Here is a 15,915-nt window from a genome sequence, read left to right on the forward strand (position 1 = left end):
CCTGGGGGGTTGTTCGCCGGACCGGCCCCGCGGGGCGTACGGTCAGCTGCTGGCGGCCAGCAGCTGGTTGACCTGGTCGGTCGCGGTCTTGAGCAGCTTGTCGATGTCGGCGCCCTTGTTGGTCAGCACGCCCGACATCACGGTGTCGAGCACCGTGTAGACCTTCTGCGCGTTCGGCGGCTCGGCGAGCACGGGGGTGTCGACGCCGGTGTACGCCTTGAAGTTGTCCACCGGGATGGTGGCGCTGGCGGTCTTGAGCTGGTTGTCCTGGTCCTTGGCCGAGCCGGTGAAGAAGAACGGCTCGGGCAGGCCGACCGGCAGGCCGTCCGCCTTGGTGCGGGCGTAGTTGAACTGGCCCTTGCCCAGCGTCAGGTACTTGAAGTTGATCCAGGCGATGCCCGCCTTGATCTGGTCGGGGCTGTCCGACTTCTTGAACATGTAGTCGTTGCCGCCCATGAGCGCGATCTTGCCGCCGGGGATCGGGGCCATGCCCAGGTCCTTGTAGTCGGCGTGGTACTGCTGGACCTCCAGCGTCACGTCGTCGGGCGCGCCGACGTACATGCCGATCTTGCCGGTGCCCATCGCCTTCTGGACGTCGCCCCACTGCACACCGGGGTCGGCCGGCATCGACTTGTCGGTCCAGCGCATGTCGTGCAGCGTCTGGAGCACCTGCTTGGTGGCGGCGGTGTCGAAGGCGGCCTTGGTGCCGTCCTCGCTGACCGCGCGCACGCCCACGCCGTTCATCTCCGAGACCAGGTGCCAACCGCCCTGGTTGCCGCCGGAGTTGTCCATGTAGCCGGTGATGCCCTTGCCGCCGAGCTTGTCGGAGATCACCTTGGCGTCCTGGCGGATCTCGTCCCAGGTGGTGGGCGGGTTGTTCGGGTCGAGCCCGGCCTCCTGGAAGATCTTCCGGTTGTAGATCAGGCCCATCTTGTAGTTCGAGGTGGGCAGCCCGTACAGCTTGCCGCCGTCCTTGAGGACGTTCAGCACGCTCGGGTCGATGCTCGCCAGGTTCGGGATCGTCTTGGCGTTGACGTAGTCGGAGATGTCGGCGGCCTGGCCGGCGTCGAGCACCTGCGCGAGGTCGGTGTAGTACGAGTAGAACGTGTCCGTCTGGGTGCCGGCCTGGAGCTGGGCGGTGAACTTGGCCGGGTCCTCGCAGGGGAAGGCGTCCTTGCTCTTGATCGTGACGTTCGGATAGATCTTGTTGAACGCCGCGACGTCGTCGGTCCACTCCCGGCGCTCGGCCTTCTTCGTGGTCGGCGGCTCGCAGTCGACGCTGATGGTCACCTTGGTCTTCGGGTCCAAGGGGGTCGCGGCGTCGGCGCTGCTGGTGCTGCCCGAGCCGTCCTTCTTGCTGCTGGAACACGCGGTACCGGTCAACCCGATCCCCGCGACCAGAGCGACTGCCACCAGTCTGCGGTAGCCGATTCTGCTCATGTTCTGCCCTTCCCCTGAACCACTGCGCGTCGTTGGACTGCGATCTGGGACCCCCGTGGCACGTGAGGCACATGCGTCCGGCGCGAGAGTGCGCCGCCGTCCCGGGTTGGCTCAACGTACTTAACCCGATAGATGTCCGCAAGATGTCGCGCGAATTTCGCAAAGACACGACTTGGTCACAGCAGGGAGAGGGCGCTCAGGGGTGCCCTGGCGGGCGGGGAACGCGCAGGGGCGCGGGAGACCGCGCGGCCGGCCCGGCGCGGCATGGCGGCGGGCAGGTCGCGCGGTCTCCCGCGCCCCTGGGTGGCGGACGTCCCTCGGCGGCGCCTACGCGTTGGCGCGGGCCGGGCCGGTGGAGCCGCGGACCACCAACTCCGGCTCGAAGAACAGCTCGTCGTGGTCGACGGAGGCGCCGCTGATCTCCCCGGCGAGCAGGTCCACCGCGGCCCGCCCCATCGCCTCGATCGGCTGCCGCACGGTGGTCAGCGGCGGCTCGGTGCAGTTCATCAGCGAGGAGTCGTCGTAGCCGATCACCGAGACGTCCCCGGGCACGGACAGCCGGCGGCGCCGGGCGGCCCGGATCGTGCCGAGCGCGAGCAGGTCGGAGGCGCAGATGAACGCGGTGTTCCCGCGGGCCAGCAGCCGGCTCGCCGCGGCCTGCCCGCCCTCCAGCGTGAACAGCGCGTGCTCCACGGTGACCGACGGGTCCACCCGGCGGGCGGCGGCCAGTTTGCGGCGCGAGGGCACGTGGTCCGGCGGGCCGAGCACCAGCGCGATCCGCTGGTGGCCGAGCGAGATGAGGTGGTTCATCGCCTGCTCGACCGCCACCGCGTCGTCGCACGAGACGCGGGGGAAGTCGAGATGGTCGATGGCGGCGTTCATCAGCACGGTGGGCAGGTTGCGTTCGGCCAGGCGCGCGTAGTGGTCGTGCGGGGACTCCGCCTGGGCGTAGAGCCCGCCGAAGAAGACCACCCCGGAGACGTGCTGCTGGAGCAGCAACTCCACGTAGTCCGCTTCCGATACGCCGCCGGCGGTCTGCGTGCACAGCACCGGGGTGAACCCCTGCTGGGCGAGCGCGCCGCCGACCACCTCGGCGAACGCGGGGAAGATCGGGTTCTGCAACTCGGGCATGACCATGCCGACCAGTCGGGCGCGTTCGCCGCGCAGCTGGGTGGGCCGTTCGTATCCGAGCACGTCAAGGGCGGTGAGGACCGCGGCCCGGGTCGCATCGGAGACGCCCGGCTTCCCGTTCAGCACGCGGCTGACCGTGGCCTCGCTCACCCCGACCTTCTTTGCCACCTCGGCAAGTCGTCGTGTCATGGCGTCGATTCTAGTACAGCTACCGCAAGTTTCTTGCAGGGTATTTGCGAGATCTCTGCAAGCTATCCAAATCTTGCGAAATCCAATCGACATCTTGCTGTGACGTGTTCGGCATCCCTAGGGTGTGCGTCACGTCAGCGACTCCCGTCAGAAGGGAAGCCCCCCACCCCATGGACACCAGACGTCGCTCCTCGCTCGTGCTGGCCGCGGCCACCGCGGCGGCAGTGGCCGCGGGCGGACTCATCGCCCTGACCGCCACCGCCGCCGCCTCGGCGGCCCCCACCGCCGCCGGCCCCGCCGCCAAGGCATCGGCCGTCTCCCCGTTCGACGCCGCCGGCGGCGCCTCGGTGCCGTTCACGGAGTACGAGGCCGAAGCCGCGCACACCGACGGCACCGTGATCGGCCCCGACTACACCCAGGGCACCGTCGCCTCCGAGGCGTCCGGCCGCCAGGCGGTCACCCTCGGCCAGGGCCAGTACGTCGAGTTCACCCTCACCAAGGCCGCGAACGCCGTCGACGTCGCTTACAACCTGCCGCAGGGCGCCTCCGGCACCCTCTCGGTCTACGTCGACGGCACCGAGCTGAGCCGGAAACTCGCCGTCACCTCGCAGTACAGCTACGTGGACACCGGCAACATCGCCGGCTCCAAAACCCATCACTTCTTCGACGACTCCCGGCTGCAACTCGGCCAGAACCTCGCCGCCGGCGACACGGTCAAGCTCCAGATCGACTCCGGCGACACCGGCACCGCCACCATCGACGTCGCCGACTTCGAGCAGGTCGCGGCGGCCGCCGCCCAGCCGGCGGACTCGGTGTCGGTCGTCGACGAGGGCGCCGACCCCAGCGGCAGCGGCGACTCCACCCAGGCGTTCCGCCAGGCGATCACCGACGCCAAGGCCGCCGGCAAGGAGGTGTGGATACCCGCCGGCGACTTCAAGGTCACCTCGCAGCTCCCGGTCGACGACGTCACGCTGCGCGGCGCGGGCAACTGGTACTCCGTGGTGCACAGTTCGCACTTCATCGACCAGACGTCCGCGACCGGCAACACCAAGCTCTACGACTTCGCGGTGTTCGGCGACGTCAGCACCCGCAACGACAGCTCGCCCGACAACTTCGTCACCGGCAGCCTCGGCCCGAACTCCGTGGTCTCCGGGATGTGGGTGCAGCGCGAGAAGTGCGGCCTGTGGCTGACCGGCGACAACGACAACCTCACGGTCGAGGACAGCCGGATCATCGGCACCACCGCCGACGGGCTCAACCTCGACGGCAGCGCGCAGGGCGTCACCGTCAAAAACAACTTCCTGCGCAACCAGGGCGACGACTCGCTCGCCATGTGGTCGCTGGGCTCGCCGGACACCGGCAACACCTTCACCGGCAACACCATCGTGCAGCCCAACCTCGCCAACGGCATCGCGATCTACGGCGGTTCGGACAACACCGTGTCCGACAACGTCATCGCCGACACCAACGCCCTCGGCAGCGGCCTGGCCATCTCCAACCAGGCGTTCCTCCAGCCCTTCAACCCGCTCTCGGGCAAGGTCACGGTCTCCGGGAACACCCTCATCCGCACCGGCGCGCTGAACCCCAACTGGGGCCACCCGATGGGGGCGCTGCGGGTCGACTCCTACGACTCGGCGATCACGTCCGTGGACGTGCGGATCTCCGGCACCACCTTCGTCGACAGCCCCTACAGCGACTTCGAGTTCGTCTCCGGCGGCGGCCACGGCTACGACGTCAGCGGTGTGACCGTGGACGGCGCGACCGCGACGAACACCGGCACCGTGGTGGTGCAGGCGGAGACACCCGGGTCGGCGACGTTCAGCGATGTCACGGCCACCGGCACCGGCGCCACCGGCGTCTACGACTGCCCGTACCCGGCGGACCTGACGCCCTTCACCGTCAACCAGGGCTCGGGCAACAGCGGTTGGTCCGGCACCTGGGGCGACTGCACCACCTGGCCGCAGCCGGGCGGGGGCGACAGCAGCGGAGGTACGACGAGCGGCTCGACGGACGGCGGTTCGACGAGCGGTTCGACGAGCGGCTCGACGGACGGCGGTTCCACCGGGGGCACCACCCCGCCCTCCGACGGCAACCTCGCCCAGGGCCGGCCGGCCACCGACACCGGGCACGCGGACGTCTACACGGCGTCCAACGCGGTGGACGGCGACGCCAGTACGTACTGGGAGAGCACCGACAACGCCTTCCCGCAGTCGCTGACCGTGGACCTCGGTGCCACCCGGACCCTCGGGCGGCTGGTGCTGAAGCTGCCGCCGGCCACCGCGTGGGCCACCCGCACCCAGACCCTCTCCGTGCTCGGGTCCACTGACGGCTCGACGTTCACCACGCTCAAGGGCGCCGCCGACTACACGTTCGACCCGTCCTCGGGCAACACCGCGACGGTCACGCTCAGTTCGGCCGCCACCCGCTACCTGCGGCTCACCTTCACCGCGAACACCGGCTGGCCGGCGGGCCAGCTCTCGGAACTGGAGGCGTACGCCTCCTGACCCCTCCCGGGCGCCCCTTGTTCCGCGTACCGCACGCCGGGACGAGGGGCGTCCCGCGCTACGCCGGCGCGGTGCCGTCCTCGCCGTGGCGGCGCAGGTGCAGGGCGCGCAGCGCGATCTCCGTCGCGAACCGGTCGTCCGGGTGCGCGAGTTGGTCGCCGAACGCGCGGTCCAGGATGCGCAGGCGGTAGCGGACCGTCTGCGGGTGGACGCCCAACTGGTCGGCGACCTGGCCCGCGGTGCCCCGGGTGGTCAGCCAGATCCGCAGGGTGTCGATCAGCCGGGTGCGCTGCGCCGGGGTCAGCCCGACCAGCGGCGCGAGGTACTTCCGGGCCATCTGGTCGGCCAGCGCCGGGTCGCCCAGCAGCCACAGCGGCAGCAGGTGGTCCTCGCTGAGGACCAGCGCGTCGTCCGCCCCGTCGGCGGCGCTGCCTCCGACCACTCCGGAGCCGGCCAGTGCGAGGGTGTGCCGGGCCCAGCGCAGCGAGTCGGCGGCCTCACCGAGCCCCGTGGTCAGTCCGACCGCGGCCCGGCAGCCGCCGAGCGCGGCGGCCAGCGAGGCGCGCCGCTCCTCGCTGAACGCCCCCGGCACGAGTAAGTGCGGCTCGGGGTCGGCGAAGTCCTGGAGCACGTCGCGGTCGAGCGCGGTCCGGGCCGGCCGGGTGCCGGGGGCGACGGCCACCATCGTGACCTCCTCCGGCAGCGGCCACGCGGCGTGCTCGGCGAGTTCGGCCAGCGCGCTGCGCGCCACCGCGGTGCCGCCGAGTATCCGCCGCAGCAGCCGGCGCCGCCGGTTGTCCGGTTCCTCGCCCAACTCCGCGAGCGCCTGCACGTATCCCTCGCGGGAGAGCTCCGCCAGGTCGCCCATGTAGGCGAAGAGCGCGTCGGCGAAGGTGAGCATGAAGGACGCGGAGAGGTTGTAGCGGCGCCCGACCGTGCGCACCCGGCGCAGCGCCACCTGGCAGCCGATCCGGTACGCGGCCTGGAGGTTGTCCAGGCTGCGGCCCTCGTACGCCTCGAAGCGGCCGAACCGGCGGCACAGGTCGTCGCGCAGCGAGGTGGTCGCGGTGGGAGCGGCGACCCGGTCCACGAACGTGGCGATGCTCTGCTCGATCCCGATTTTGATCACCCGGCTGTTCGGGCCCTCCAGGAGGTGCCCGTATTCGGGGATCGCGGTGACGATTTCAGCCGCCATCTCTTTTAAAAGGCTGGGCAGTTCCGGGCGCATGATGGCGGCGAACTCCCGCGGAATCGGCCCCGGCGACTCGGTGTGCTCCGGGGTCTGCCGCATGATGGTCATCCCCGCCCCCTCCCCAGCGCCCCATCGCGCGTCGGTGACCTCGCTGCAAGATAGACCAAACGTCTACGGAGCGCAGCCCCATGGACACGCAAACGTTGTCGGCCGGTGCCGCGCGGGCCCGGGCCGGAGCGGCGGGGCGACCGTACCGCAGGGGCGGCGGGGTGCGCCGCGGCGGACGCCGACGGGCGGGCCGGCGGTCTGCAAGTGCTCACTCCTTTACAAAGCCGCCGGCGGCGATGTTGCCCCGGTGACAGAAAAATACCGGCCGGTAGTGATCGGTGGAGATTCTTCGGCCCGATTGTTGCGCCGTCTCGTTACCCGTGCGTAACGTCCTGCCCCGCAAGGGCAACCGACCGGAATCGGTACCCCACGTTCCAGGTAGTGAGTCGCAACCGAATTCGCGCTTCGAGCAGCGCGGACGACGGTTTTATCAGGCACGTCAACTCCCAGGAAGGAACAGCCCGTGCGTAAGATCTCGCCTCTCGTCAAGGGCGGTGTCGTCACCGGCGCCGCGTTCGCCGCGGCCCTCGGCCTCGCCATCAGCCCGGCCTCCGCGGCCGGCACGTGGACGGTCACCGGCGGCGGCGCCTTCACCGGCACCTCCACCAACACCGTCCTGAAGGACACCGCCACCGGCACCACGCTCACCTGCAAGACGTCCACTGCGACCGGCACCGCGGCGAACACCACCGGTGCCAGCGGCACCGGCATCGCCTCGATCGCCTCCGTGGCGTGGACCAGTTGCTCCGGCCCGCTGGGCATCACCTTCACCGTCACGGCCGACAACCTCCCGTGGTCGCTGAACGCGGTCAGCTACAGCGGCGGCGTCACCACCGGCACCCTGACCGGTGTCGAGGCGCACATCAGCGGCCTCGGCTGCACGGCCACCTTCGCCGGCGCCAGCGCCACCACGCCGGCCACGCTGGACGTCACCTACACCAACTCCACGCACGACCTGAAGGTGCTGGGCACCGGCAACCTGCACGCGTACAACGTGTCGGGCACCTGCCTCGGCCTGATCAACTCCGGTGACGCCACCACGTACTCCGGCGACTACACCGTCTCGCCGACCACCCTCCAGATCACCTCGCCGTGACCCGGCAGATCTCCTGACGGGCGGATCGCCACACCCCCGCCCACCCGCACCACCAGGGACCCCGGCCCGCGCCACGAGGCCGGGGTCCCTGCGCCAGGAGGGGGCACTCACTGGAGGACAAAGTTCCGGTTGGGGTTTGTCACGGGGTGACAAGAATCCCCGGTTCCGGAAATTGGCCGGATCTCCGGGTGTTCGATCACTTGTCCGGCCTTATTACCCACACGTAATGTCCTGCCGCCAGGGCTGGAAAAGGAGTTCGGAAATGAGGGGTGCCGTGCGCGTGAGCCGACCGCGTCCGCGTCGAGTGGTGCAGCTCGCGGGCGTCGCGGCAGCCGCGCTCCTGGCCGGGCTGCTGCCGGGCACCGACTCCGCGGCGACCGGCGCGGCCGACGGGGTGTCACTCGCGTACACCTGCCAGTTCGGCGCGGGCCAGGACCCGCAGGACATCAGCGTCGGCATCAAGCAGACCTACCCGTCGAACGGGGTGGTCGGCAAACCGATCCAGCCGGGCGACCTGACGCTCACCGTGGGCATCCCGCGGGCCGCGGTCACCGCGCTGGTCCCGGCCGAAGCCGACACCCTCGGCGGCAGCGCCGACATGAAGGCCAACGTCACGCAGGGCACCTCGCGCACCGTGGCGGTCTGGCCGGACCTGACCGCGCAGCCCACCACGGTGGCGGGCAGCGGCGACCTGGACCTGGTCTTCACCGGCAAGGTGCCCGGCGTGTCGGTGACCGCCGGGGGAGACCTGGTCTTCGCCGCCGGCGACCTGGACCTGACGCTGCACCCGCAGGCCGCGACCAGCACCCCCACCGACCCGGCCACGCCCACGCCGGACCCGTCCACCGGCGACGGCTCCGGTACGAGCGGGGCGGGTTCCGACAGCAGCGGTACCTCCGCGGACACCGCCGCCGCCACCGCGGCCGACGGCTCCGGGAGCACGACCGCCGCCGACCCCGCCGACGGCGCCGGCTCCGGCGCGCTCACCGACATCACCGGCCTGTGCGCGGCCAAGGCCGGCCAGGACATCACGCTCGCGACGGTCACCGTGCCCGGCACCGGCGACCCGACATCCGGCACCGGCGCTCCGACCAGCCCCACGGGAACAGCCGGTACGCCGTCCGGTTCGGCGTCGTCCTCCCCGTCCGCCGGCAGTCCGGCCGACGGCACCCGCAGCACCATCGTCCCGCTCGACACCCCGCCGCGCTCGGGCGTGACGTCCTGCGGCGCGGCGCCGAAGGGCGAGCTGGACCCGAGCCGGCTGCCGGTTCCGCCGGCCGGCGCCATCGTGCTGCCCCCCGCAGGGTTCGTCTATCCGGATGTGATCCTGTGCGGTTACTTCACCGGCTTCTCCAACGTCAACAAGCTCAGCGGCGCGATGATCGTCAACGACCCTCGTGGGAAGCCCGGGTTGGCGACCCTCAATTCGAACCGCAGGCTGGCTCTCAACACGAGCGAGAACTACTACGAGGTCGACTCCCTTCTCGGGATCGAACTTCCCTCCTCCCATTCGACGTTCCTCAGTTTCGGGTTCGTCCCCATCACCGCCGACGTCGACTTCGCCGCCGATGGCCCGATGACCGTGGTCAGCTCCGGGTACCCGTCGCAGGGAATTCCCCAGATCACGGTCGTCGGCGGGTACCAGGATCTGCGGATCAGCAACGTGAAGGTCAACGGCGTGTCCATGCACCTCGGAGCCGGCTGCCACACCACCAAGCCGTTGAACGTCGTCCTCACCGGACGCCAGGACGAGGGACTGCCCGGGGACGACGGCAGACCGGACTACACGATCGCATCGGGTGGCCCGCTCGTGGACGACAACCTGGTCATCCCCCCGTTCACCGGCTGTGTCACGCCCGACGGCGACAACCTGAACTCGCTCTTCACCGCGTCCCTGTCGGGACCCGGCAACACCCTCAACTTCGTCCAGGCGCCGCTGTGCTCGATGGACGGCACCACACCCGAGAACTGCGACGAGCCCGACATCCCGCTGCCCCAGCTCCCCGTCCGCGCCGGGTCCACCAAGTGACGGCCCGCCGCACGGAGTTCGACCGTACTCACGTCCCCCACCCGTCCGTCCACCGCAACCACCCCCGGGAGGTGCAATGGGAATCGAAGTGACCGTCGAGGGTCTGACGAAGTCCTTCGGCAAACAGACCGTCTGGGAGGACGTGACGCTCACTCTGCCGGCCGGCGAGGTCAGCGTGATGCTCGGGCCCTCCGGCACCGGCAAGACCGTCTTCCTGAAGTCCGTGATCGGCCTGCTCAAACCCGAGCGCGGCCGGGTGCTGGTGAACGGCGTCGACATGGTCGGCGGCAAGGAGCGGGACATCTACGAGACCCGCAAGCTCTTCGGCCTGATGTTCCAGGACGGCGCGCTGTTCGGCTCGATGAACCTCTTCGACAACATCGCCTTCCCGCTGCGGGAGCACACCCGCAAGAAGGAGTCGGAGATCCGCCGCATCGTCATGGAGCGGATGGACATGGTGGGCCTGATCGGCTCCGAGCGGAAGCTGCCCGGCGAGATCTCCGGCGGCATGCGCAAACGCGCCGGGCTGGCCCGCGCGCTGGTGCTGGACCCGCAGATCATCCTGTGCGACGAACCGGACTCCGGGCTCGACCCGGTGCGCACCTCCTACATCTCGCAGCAGCTGATCGACCTCAACGCGCAGATCGACGCCACCATGCTGATCGTCACCCACAACCTCGACATCGCCGCGACGGTGCCGGACAACATGGGGATGCTCTTCCGGCGCCGCCTGGTCACCTTCGGCCCGCGCGAACTGCTGCTCACCAGCGACGAGCCGGTCGTACGGCAGTTCCTCGGCGGCCGCAAGGAAGGCCCGATCGGGATGGCCGAGGAGAAGGACGAGGCCACCCTCGCCCGCGAACAGCTCACCGCGGTCGACGAACTGCCGCGCCGGATCGCACCCCAGCTCGAACCGAGCCCCGGACTGCCGCCGCGCGCGGCCGTGCAGCGCCGCCGGGCGCGGGTGCTGGCGATGTGGGACGACCTGCCGCCGGCCGCCCGCGCGGCGATGAAGGCCGGTCTCGCCCCGGTCGCCGCCCCCGTACAGGAGGAGCACGCATGAGGACCGGCCCCGCCGCGGGGGTGACCGCGTGAGCGCGCCGCCGGTGCCGGGGCCGGCGCCGCGCCCGCCCGCACCCGCTCCCGCCGTACCGCGCCGCCCCTTCCCCGGCACCGGGGCGCTGCGCCAGACCGGGCAGCTGATGACGCTCGGCGCGACCACCATCAGGGACACCTTCCGGCGGCCCTTCCAGGTCCGCGAGCTGATCGAGCAGTTCTGGTTCGTGGCGAGCGTGACGATCCTGCCCGCGGCCCTGGTGTCGATCCCGTTCGGCGCGGTGATCGCGCTCCAGGTCGGCTCGCTCGCCCAGCAGTTGGGCGCGCAGTCCTTCACCGGCGGCGCGAGCGTCCTGGCGGTGATCCAGCAGGCCAGCCCGCTGATCGTGGCACTGCTGATCGCCGGTGCGGGCGGCAGCGCGATCTGCGCGGACCTCGGCTCGCGGAAGATCCGCGAGGAGCTGGACGCGATGGAGGTGATGGGCGTCTCGCCGGTGCAGCGGCTGATCGTGCCGCGGGTGCTGGCCACGATGCTCGTCGCGCTGCTGCTCAACGGCCTGGTCTCGGTGGTCGGCACCGCCGGCGGCTACTTCTTCAACGTGATCGTGCAGCACGGCACCCCCGGCGCGTACCTGTCCAGCTTCTCCGCGCTGGCCCAGCTGCCGGACCTGTACATCTCCGAGATCAAGGCGCTGATCTTCGGCTTCATCGCCGGGATCGTCGCCGCCTACCGCGGCCTGAACCCCAAGGGCGGCCCCAAGGGCGTCGGCGACGCGGTCAACCAGTCCGTGGTCATCACCTTCCTGCTGCTGTTCGTGGTGAACGTGGTGCTCACCGCGATCTACCTCCAGCTCGTGCCGCAGAAGGGAGCCTGAGCGATGGCCCTGCTCGACAAGGACGCCCCGCGGCCCGAGCCGCCCGGGCCCCCCGCGCCGCCGCCCCGCGCCCGCCGGGTGCGGCCGGGCCGCTGGCTGCGCTGGCTCGACGACACCGGCGACCACCTGCTCTTCCACATCAAGGCCGTGCTGTGGGTGCCGCGCACCCTGCGCCGCTACCTCAAGGAGGTGCAGCGGCTGCTCGCCGAGGTCGCCTTCGGCAGCGGGGGCCTGAGCGTGATCGGCGGCACCGTCGGCGTGATGATCGGCATGACGCTGGCCACCGGCACCGTCGTCGGCCTCCAGGGCTACGCGGCGATGAACGAACTGGGCACCGCGGCGTTCACCGGCTTCATCTCCGCCTACTTCAACACCCGCGAGATCGCGCCGCTGATCGCCGGGCTCGCGCTGTCCGCGACCGTCGGTGCCGGGTTCACCGCGCAGCTCGGCGCGATGCGGATCAACGAGGAGGTCGACGCGCTGGAGAGCATGGGCGTGCGCTCGATGCCGTACCTCGTCACCACCCGGATCATCGCCGGCGTGGTGGCGATCATCCCGCTCTACGGCATCGGCCTGCTCAGCAGCTACGCGGCGTCCCGGCTGGTGACCGTGTGGTTCAACGGCCAGTCGCCCGGCACCTACGACCACTACTTCAACCTCTTCCTCGCACCGGAGGACGTACTGCTGTCCATACTGAAGGTGCTGATCTTCAGCGTCGTGGTGATCCTCGCGCACTGCTACTACGGCTTCACCGCCAAGGGCGGCCCGGCCGGTGTCGGTATCGCGGTCGGCCGGTCGGTGCGCAACGCGATCGTGATCATCTCGCTCACCGACTTCTTCCTGTCGCTGGCGCTGTGGGGCGCCACCACCACCGTGCGGGTGGCGGGATGACCACCACCGACACCCGCACCCCGGGGCCGGCGCCCTCGCCGCCCGCACCCCCGGCCCGGCCGCGCCTGCGCCGCCTCGGCGGCACCGCCCGCCGGCGCACCGCGGGCATCGTCTTCCTGCTGGTGCCCGCGCTGCTGGCCTGGCTCGCGGTGGCCGTCTACGACAAGTCGTTCACGCACTCCGTGACGGTCACCGTGGAGACCGGCAGCGCCGGCAACGAGATGAACCAGGGCGCGGACGTGAAGATGCGCGGCGTCGTCGTCGGCCGGGTCACCGCCATCCACGCCGACGGCGCCGGCGCCCGGCTGACGCTCGCCATCGACCCCGGTCAGATGCGGCACATCCCGGCCGGGGTCACCGCGCAGATGCTGCCCACCACGCTCTTCGGCGAGCGGTTCGTCGCGCTGGTGCCGCCGGCCGGCGCCGCCACCGGCACGGGCACCACCGGCACCGGCGCCACGCTCGCCGCGCACGCCACCATCCCGCAGGACCGGTCGGCCGACGCCGTCGAACTCGAACAGGTCCTGGACAACGTGATGCCGCTGCTGACGGCCGTCCAGCCGCAGAAACTCGCCGCCACCCTCAACGCGGTCTCCACCGCGCTCGACGGCCGTGGCCAGGAACTCGGCACCACCCTGGTCCAGCTCGACCGCTACCTGACCAAGCTCAACCCCCAACTTCCCGCGCTCACCGACGACATCAAGCAGCTCGTGACGGTCAGCAACACCTACGACGCGGCCGCGCCCGACATCGTGCAGGCCCTCACCGACTTCACCAGAACCAGCGGCACCATCGCCGAGCAGCAGGCCAACCTCAGCACGCTGTACGGCTCGACGACCGCCACCGCCCAGGACATCACCACCTACCTGCGGCAGAACAAGCAGAACCTGATCCACCTCGCCGCCGACAGCCGCGGCACCCTCCAACTGCTCGCGAAGTACGCCCCGTCCTTCCCCTGCACCCTGCGCACCCTCGCGGACTTCGTGCCCGAGATGGACAAGGCGCTCGGCAAGGGCACCGACGAACCCGGCCTGCACGTCGACGTCACCGCCGTCGCCTCCCGCGGCAAGTACGTCGCCGGCAAGGACACTCCGGTGTACGACGCGAGCGGCGACCCGCAGTGCTACCCGGTCCCGTACACCGGCCGCGGCACCACCCCGGTCGCCAACTCGCCGCAGGAGAACGAGCTGGTCAACGAGTTGCTCGCGCCCAGCATGGACACCTCGCCCACGAAGCTGCCGGACTGGAGCAGCCTGCTGACCGGGCCGGTCTACCGCGGGGCGGAGGTGACGGTGAAGTGAACCGCCGCAGCCTGACCGGACCGATCGTCAAGTCGCTGATCTTCATCCTGGTCACCGCGTTCGCCACCACGGTGCTCGCGGTGAGCATCGCCGGCGCCGGCGTCGGCAGCACCTCCGGCTACAACGCCGAGTTCACCGACACCACCGGGCTCAACAAGGGCGACAGCGTCCGCATCGCCGGGGTCAAGGTCGGCCAGGTCGACTCGATCAAGGTGGTCCGGCACCGGATCGCCGAAGTGCACTTCTCCGTCCGCAAGGACCGCACCCTGCCCGCCTCGGCGACCGCCACCATCAAGTACCTCAACCTCGTCGGCCAGCGCTACATCGACCTGGAGCAGGGCAGCGGCCCGGTCGGCGCCGGCCTGCACCCCGGCGGCACCATCCCACTCAGCCACACCAAGCCCGCGCTCGACCTCACCGAACTCTTCAACGGGTTCCAGCCGCTCTTCGAGGGGCTCTCCCCGAAGGACGTCAACCAGCTGTCCGGGGAGATCGTGCAGGTCCTCCAGGGCGAGGGCGGCACCGTGGACAGCCTGATCGGCAACATCGGCACGCTGACCACCACGCTCGCCGCGAAGGACCAGGTGATCGGCCAGGTGATCGACAACCTCAACTCGGTGCTGACCACCGTCAACACCCGCGAGGCCGGCTTCAACGACCTGATCACCTCGCTCCAGCAGCTCGTCACCGGCTTCTCCGCCGACCGCAAGCCGATCGGCCAGTCCATCACCGCCATCTCCCAACTCACCACCAGCACCGCCGGTCTGCTCCAGGACGGCCGGCAGCCGCTGAAGAACTCCATCGCCCAGCTCAACCGGGTCTCCACCAACCTCGGCGACAACACACCCCAGTTGCAGCAGTTCCTCACCACCACCCCCGGCAAGCTCCAGACCATCGGCCGGCTCGCCTCCTACGGCTCCTGGCTCAACCTCTACCTGTGCCAGGCCACCGTGCACGGCGTGACCACCTCCGACGGCAGCACCCCGCCCACCGGGATAGCGATCACCGAATCGAGGTGCCGGCCATGAGGCTGCGAGCCCCCGCGCTGCGCCTGCGCGCCCCCGCCCGGCGCGGCCCGCTCTTCCGGCCGCTGCGCGAACGCAACCAGGTCGCGGTCGGCATCGTCGGCCTGCTGGTGCTGGCCCTGCTCAGCCTGGTCGCCTACAACGCCGACGCGCTGCCGCTGATCGGCGGCGGCACCACCTACTCCGCGTACTTCACCGAAGCCGCCGGCATCAAGAGCGGCAACGAGGTACGGGTGGCCGGCGTCAAGGTCGGCAAGGTCACCCACGTCGGGCTGGACGGCGCCCAGGTCAAGGTCACCTTCCGGGTCCGGCACACCTGGATCGGCAACGCCAGCACCGCCGCCATCGCCATCAAGACGCTGCTCGGCGAGAAGTACCTCGCGCTGGACCCGCTCGGCAACGCCAAGCAGAACCCCGGCGACACCATCCCCAAGTCCCGCACCACCTCACCGTACGACGTCACGCAGGCGTTCAACGGCCTCGGGCAGACCTTCGACGCGATCGACACCAAGCAACTCGCCGCCAGCTTCCAGGCGATCGCGGACACCTTCAAGGACACCCCGGACTCCGTGCGCACCGCCGCGACCGGCCTGTCGTCGCTGTCCAAGACCATCTCCAGCCGCGACGCCCAACTCGCCTCCCTGCTCAGCGGCAGCAAGCAGCTCACCAAGACCCTCTCCGACCAGAACAGCCGCTTCCAGCAGCTGATCTCCGACGGCAACCTGCTCCTCGGCGAGGTCGAGAAGCGGCGGACCGCCATCCACTCCCTGCTCACCGGCACCCAGTCCCTGGGCACCCAGCTCAACGGCCTGGTCACCGACAACACCCAGCAGCTCGCCCCCACCCTCGACGCCCTCGACCGCGTCACCGGGGTGCTGCTCGCCAACCAGGCCAGCCTCGACAAGGTGCTGGCCCTGGCCGGCCCCTACTACCAGGTGGTCGGCAACACCCTCGGCAACGGCCGCTGGTTCGACAGCTACCTGTGCGGCCTGGTGCCCAAGAACTACCTGCCCAGCGGCACCCAGCCGACCACCGGCTGCATGCCGCCCAAGGCGACCGGAGGAGCGTCGTGACCCTC

Annotated in this window: 12 protein-coding genes; 9 read left to right on the forward strand and 3 right to left on the reverse strand. The window is 70.4% G+C overall.

Annotated features, from left to right (window positions below; all coding sequences use genetic code 11):
• Positions 1–42: 42 nt before the first annotated feature.
• Both AC3ERT_RS26520 and AC3ERT_RS26525 read right to left on the reverse strand, forming a co-directional pair.
• Entirely contained in the window at positions 43–1,440 is a 1,398-nt protein-coding gene (locus tag AC3ERT_RS26520; RefSeq protein WP_435132934.1) for an ABC transporter substrate-binding protein, read from the reverse strand.
• A 327-nt stretch (positions 1,441–1,767) separates the two neighbouring features.
• Positions 1,768–2,760 (reverse strand): LacI family DNA-binding transcriptional regulator, encoded by a 993-nt coding sequence (locus tag AC3ERT_RS26525; protein ID WP_335982672.1) that lies wholly within the window; start codon positions 2,758–2,760, stop codon positions 1,768–1,770.
• 170 nt (positions 2,761–2,930) lie between these two features.
• Between AC3ERT_RS26525 and AC3ERT_RS26530 the strand changes: the two genes are divergently transcribed.
• On the forward strand, positions 2,931–5,264 hold the full coding sequence (locus tag AC3ERT_RS26530; RefSeq protein WP_435177197.1) for a discoidin domain-containing protein: 2,334 nt from the start codon (positions 2,931–2,933) through the stop codon (positions 5,262–5,264).
• A gap of 58 nt (positions 5,265–5,322) precedes the next feature.
• On the opposite strand, the gene AC3ERT_RS26535 is transcribed toward AC3ERT_RS26530, so the two are convergent.
• Entirely contained in the window at positions 5,323–6,564 is a 1,242-nt protein-coding gene (locus AC3ERT_RS26535) for a PucR-like N-terminal domain-containing protein (RefSeq protein ID WP_435177199.1), read from the reverse strand.
• 463 nt (positions 6,565–7,027) lie between these two features.
• Between AC3ERT_RS26535 and AC3ERT_RS26540 the strand changes: the two genes are divergently transcribed.
• The 8 genes from AC3ERT_RS26540 (at position 7,028) to AC3ERT_RS26575 (ending at position 15,910) form a co-directional block, all read left to right on the forward strand.
• A complete protein-coding gene (locus AC3ERT_RS26540; RefSeq protein ID WP_435132940.1) occupies positions 7,028–7,660 on the forward strand; it encodes a hypothetical protein in 633 nt (210 codons plus the stop codon).
• A 280-nt stretch (positions 7,661–7,940) separates the two neighbouring features.
• A complete protein-coding gene (locus AC3ERT_RS26545) occupies positions 7,941–9,689 on the forward strand; it encodes a DUF6801 domain-containing protein (protein WP_435177201.1) in 1,749 nt (582 codons plus the stop codon).
• A 76-nt stretch (positions 9,690–9,765) separates the two neighbouring features.
• Complete coding sequence (locus AC3ERT_RS26550) at positions 9,766–10,752, forward strand: ABC transporter ATP-binding protein (RefSeq protein WP_335982685.1); 987 nt, start codon at positions 9,766–9,768, stop codon at positions 10,750–10,752.
• A 28-nt stretch (positions 10,753–10,780) separates the two neighbouring features.
• Complete coding sequence (locus AC3ERT_RS26555) at positions 10,781–11,620, forward strand: MlaE family ABC transporter permease (protein WP_335982688.1); 840 nt, start codon at positions 10,781–10,783, stop codon at positions 11,618–11,620.
• Positions 11,621–11,623: 3 nt separating this feature from the next.
• Entirely contained in the window at positions 11,624–12,511 is an 888-nt protein-coding gene (locus AC3ERT_RS26560; protein WP_335982690.1) for an MlaE family ABC transporter permease, read from the forward strand.
• Positions 12,508–13,812: an MCE family protein gene (locus AC3ERT_RS26565; protein ID WP_435177203.1), complete on the forward strand. Its 1,305-nt coding sequence runs from the start codon at positions 12,508–12,510 to the stop codon at positions 13,810–13,812. Before AC3ERT_RS26560 ends, AC3ERT_RS26565 begins: the two co-directional genes overlap by 4 nt.
• The gene (locus tag AC3ERT_RS26570; RefSeq protein WP_435132951.1) at positions 13,809–14,840 is read left to right on the forward strand and encodes an MCE family protein; all 1,032 of its coding nucleotides are present in this window, start codon (positions 13,809–13,811) and stop codon (positions 14,838–14,840) included. The genes AC3ERT_RS26565 and AC3ERT_RS26570 overlap by 4 nt, the downstream gene beginning before the upstream one ends.
• Entirely contained in the window at positions 14,837–15,910 is a 1,074-nt protein-coding gene (locus AC3ERT_RS26575; RefSeq protein ID WP_435177205.1) for an MCE family protein, read from the forward strand. The genes AC3ERT_RS26570 and AC3ERT_RS26575 overlap by 4 nt, the downstream gene beginning before the upstream one ends.
• The last annotated feature ends 5 nt before the right edge of the window (positions 15,911–15,915 follow it).

It is taken from the genome of Actinacidiphila sp. bgisy145 (genome assembly GCF_057708125.1).

What these genes read in the sequence shown, in the direction of transcription:
- AC3ERT_RS26520 (WP_435132934.1), bottom strand. Translation starts at nt 1,440, where the DNA reads ATGAGCAGAATCGGCTACCGCAGACTGGTGGCAGTCGCTCTGGTCGCG.
- AC3ERT_RS26525 (WP_335982672.1), bottom strand. Translation starts at nt 2,760, where the DNA reads ATGACACGACGACTTGCCGAGGTGGCAAAGAAGGTCGGGGTGAGCGAG.
- AC3ERT_RS26530 (WP_435177197.1), top strand. Translation starts at nt 2,931, where the DNA reads ATGGACACCAGACGTCGCTCCTCGCTCGTGCTGGCCGCGGCCACCGCG.
- AC3ERT_RS26535 (WP_435177199.1), bottom strand. Translation starts at nt 6,564, where the DNA reads ATGACCATCATGCGGCAGACCCCGGAGCACACCGAGTCGCCGGGGCCG.
- AC3ERT_RS26550 (WP_335982685.1), top strand. Translation starts at nt 9,766, where the DNA reads ATGGGAATCGAAGTGACCGTCGAGGGTCTGACGAAGTCCTTCGGCAAA.
- AC3ERT_RS26560 (WP_335982690.1), top strand. Translation starts at nt 11,624, where the DNA reads ATGGCCCTGCTCGACAAGGACGCCCCGCGGCCCGAGCCGCCCGGGCCC.
- AC3ERT_RS26565 (WP_435177203.1), top strand. Translation starts at nt 12,508, where the DNA reads ATGACCACCACCGACACCCGCACCCCGGGGCCGGCGCCCTCGCCGCCC.
- AC3ERT_RS26575 (WP_435177205.1), top strand. Translation starts at nt 14,837, where the DNA reads ATGAGGCTGCGAGCCCCCGCGCTGCGCCTGCGCGCCCCCGCCCGGCGC.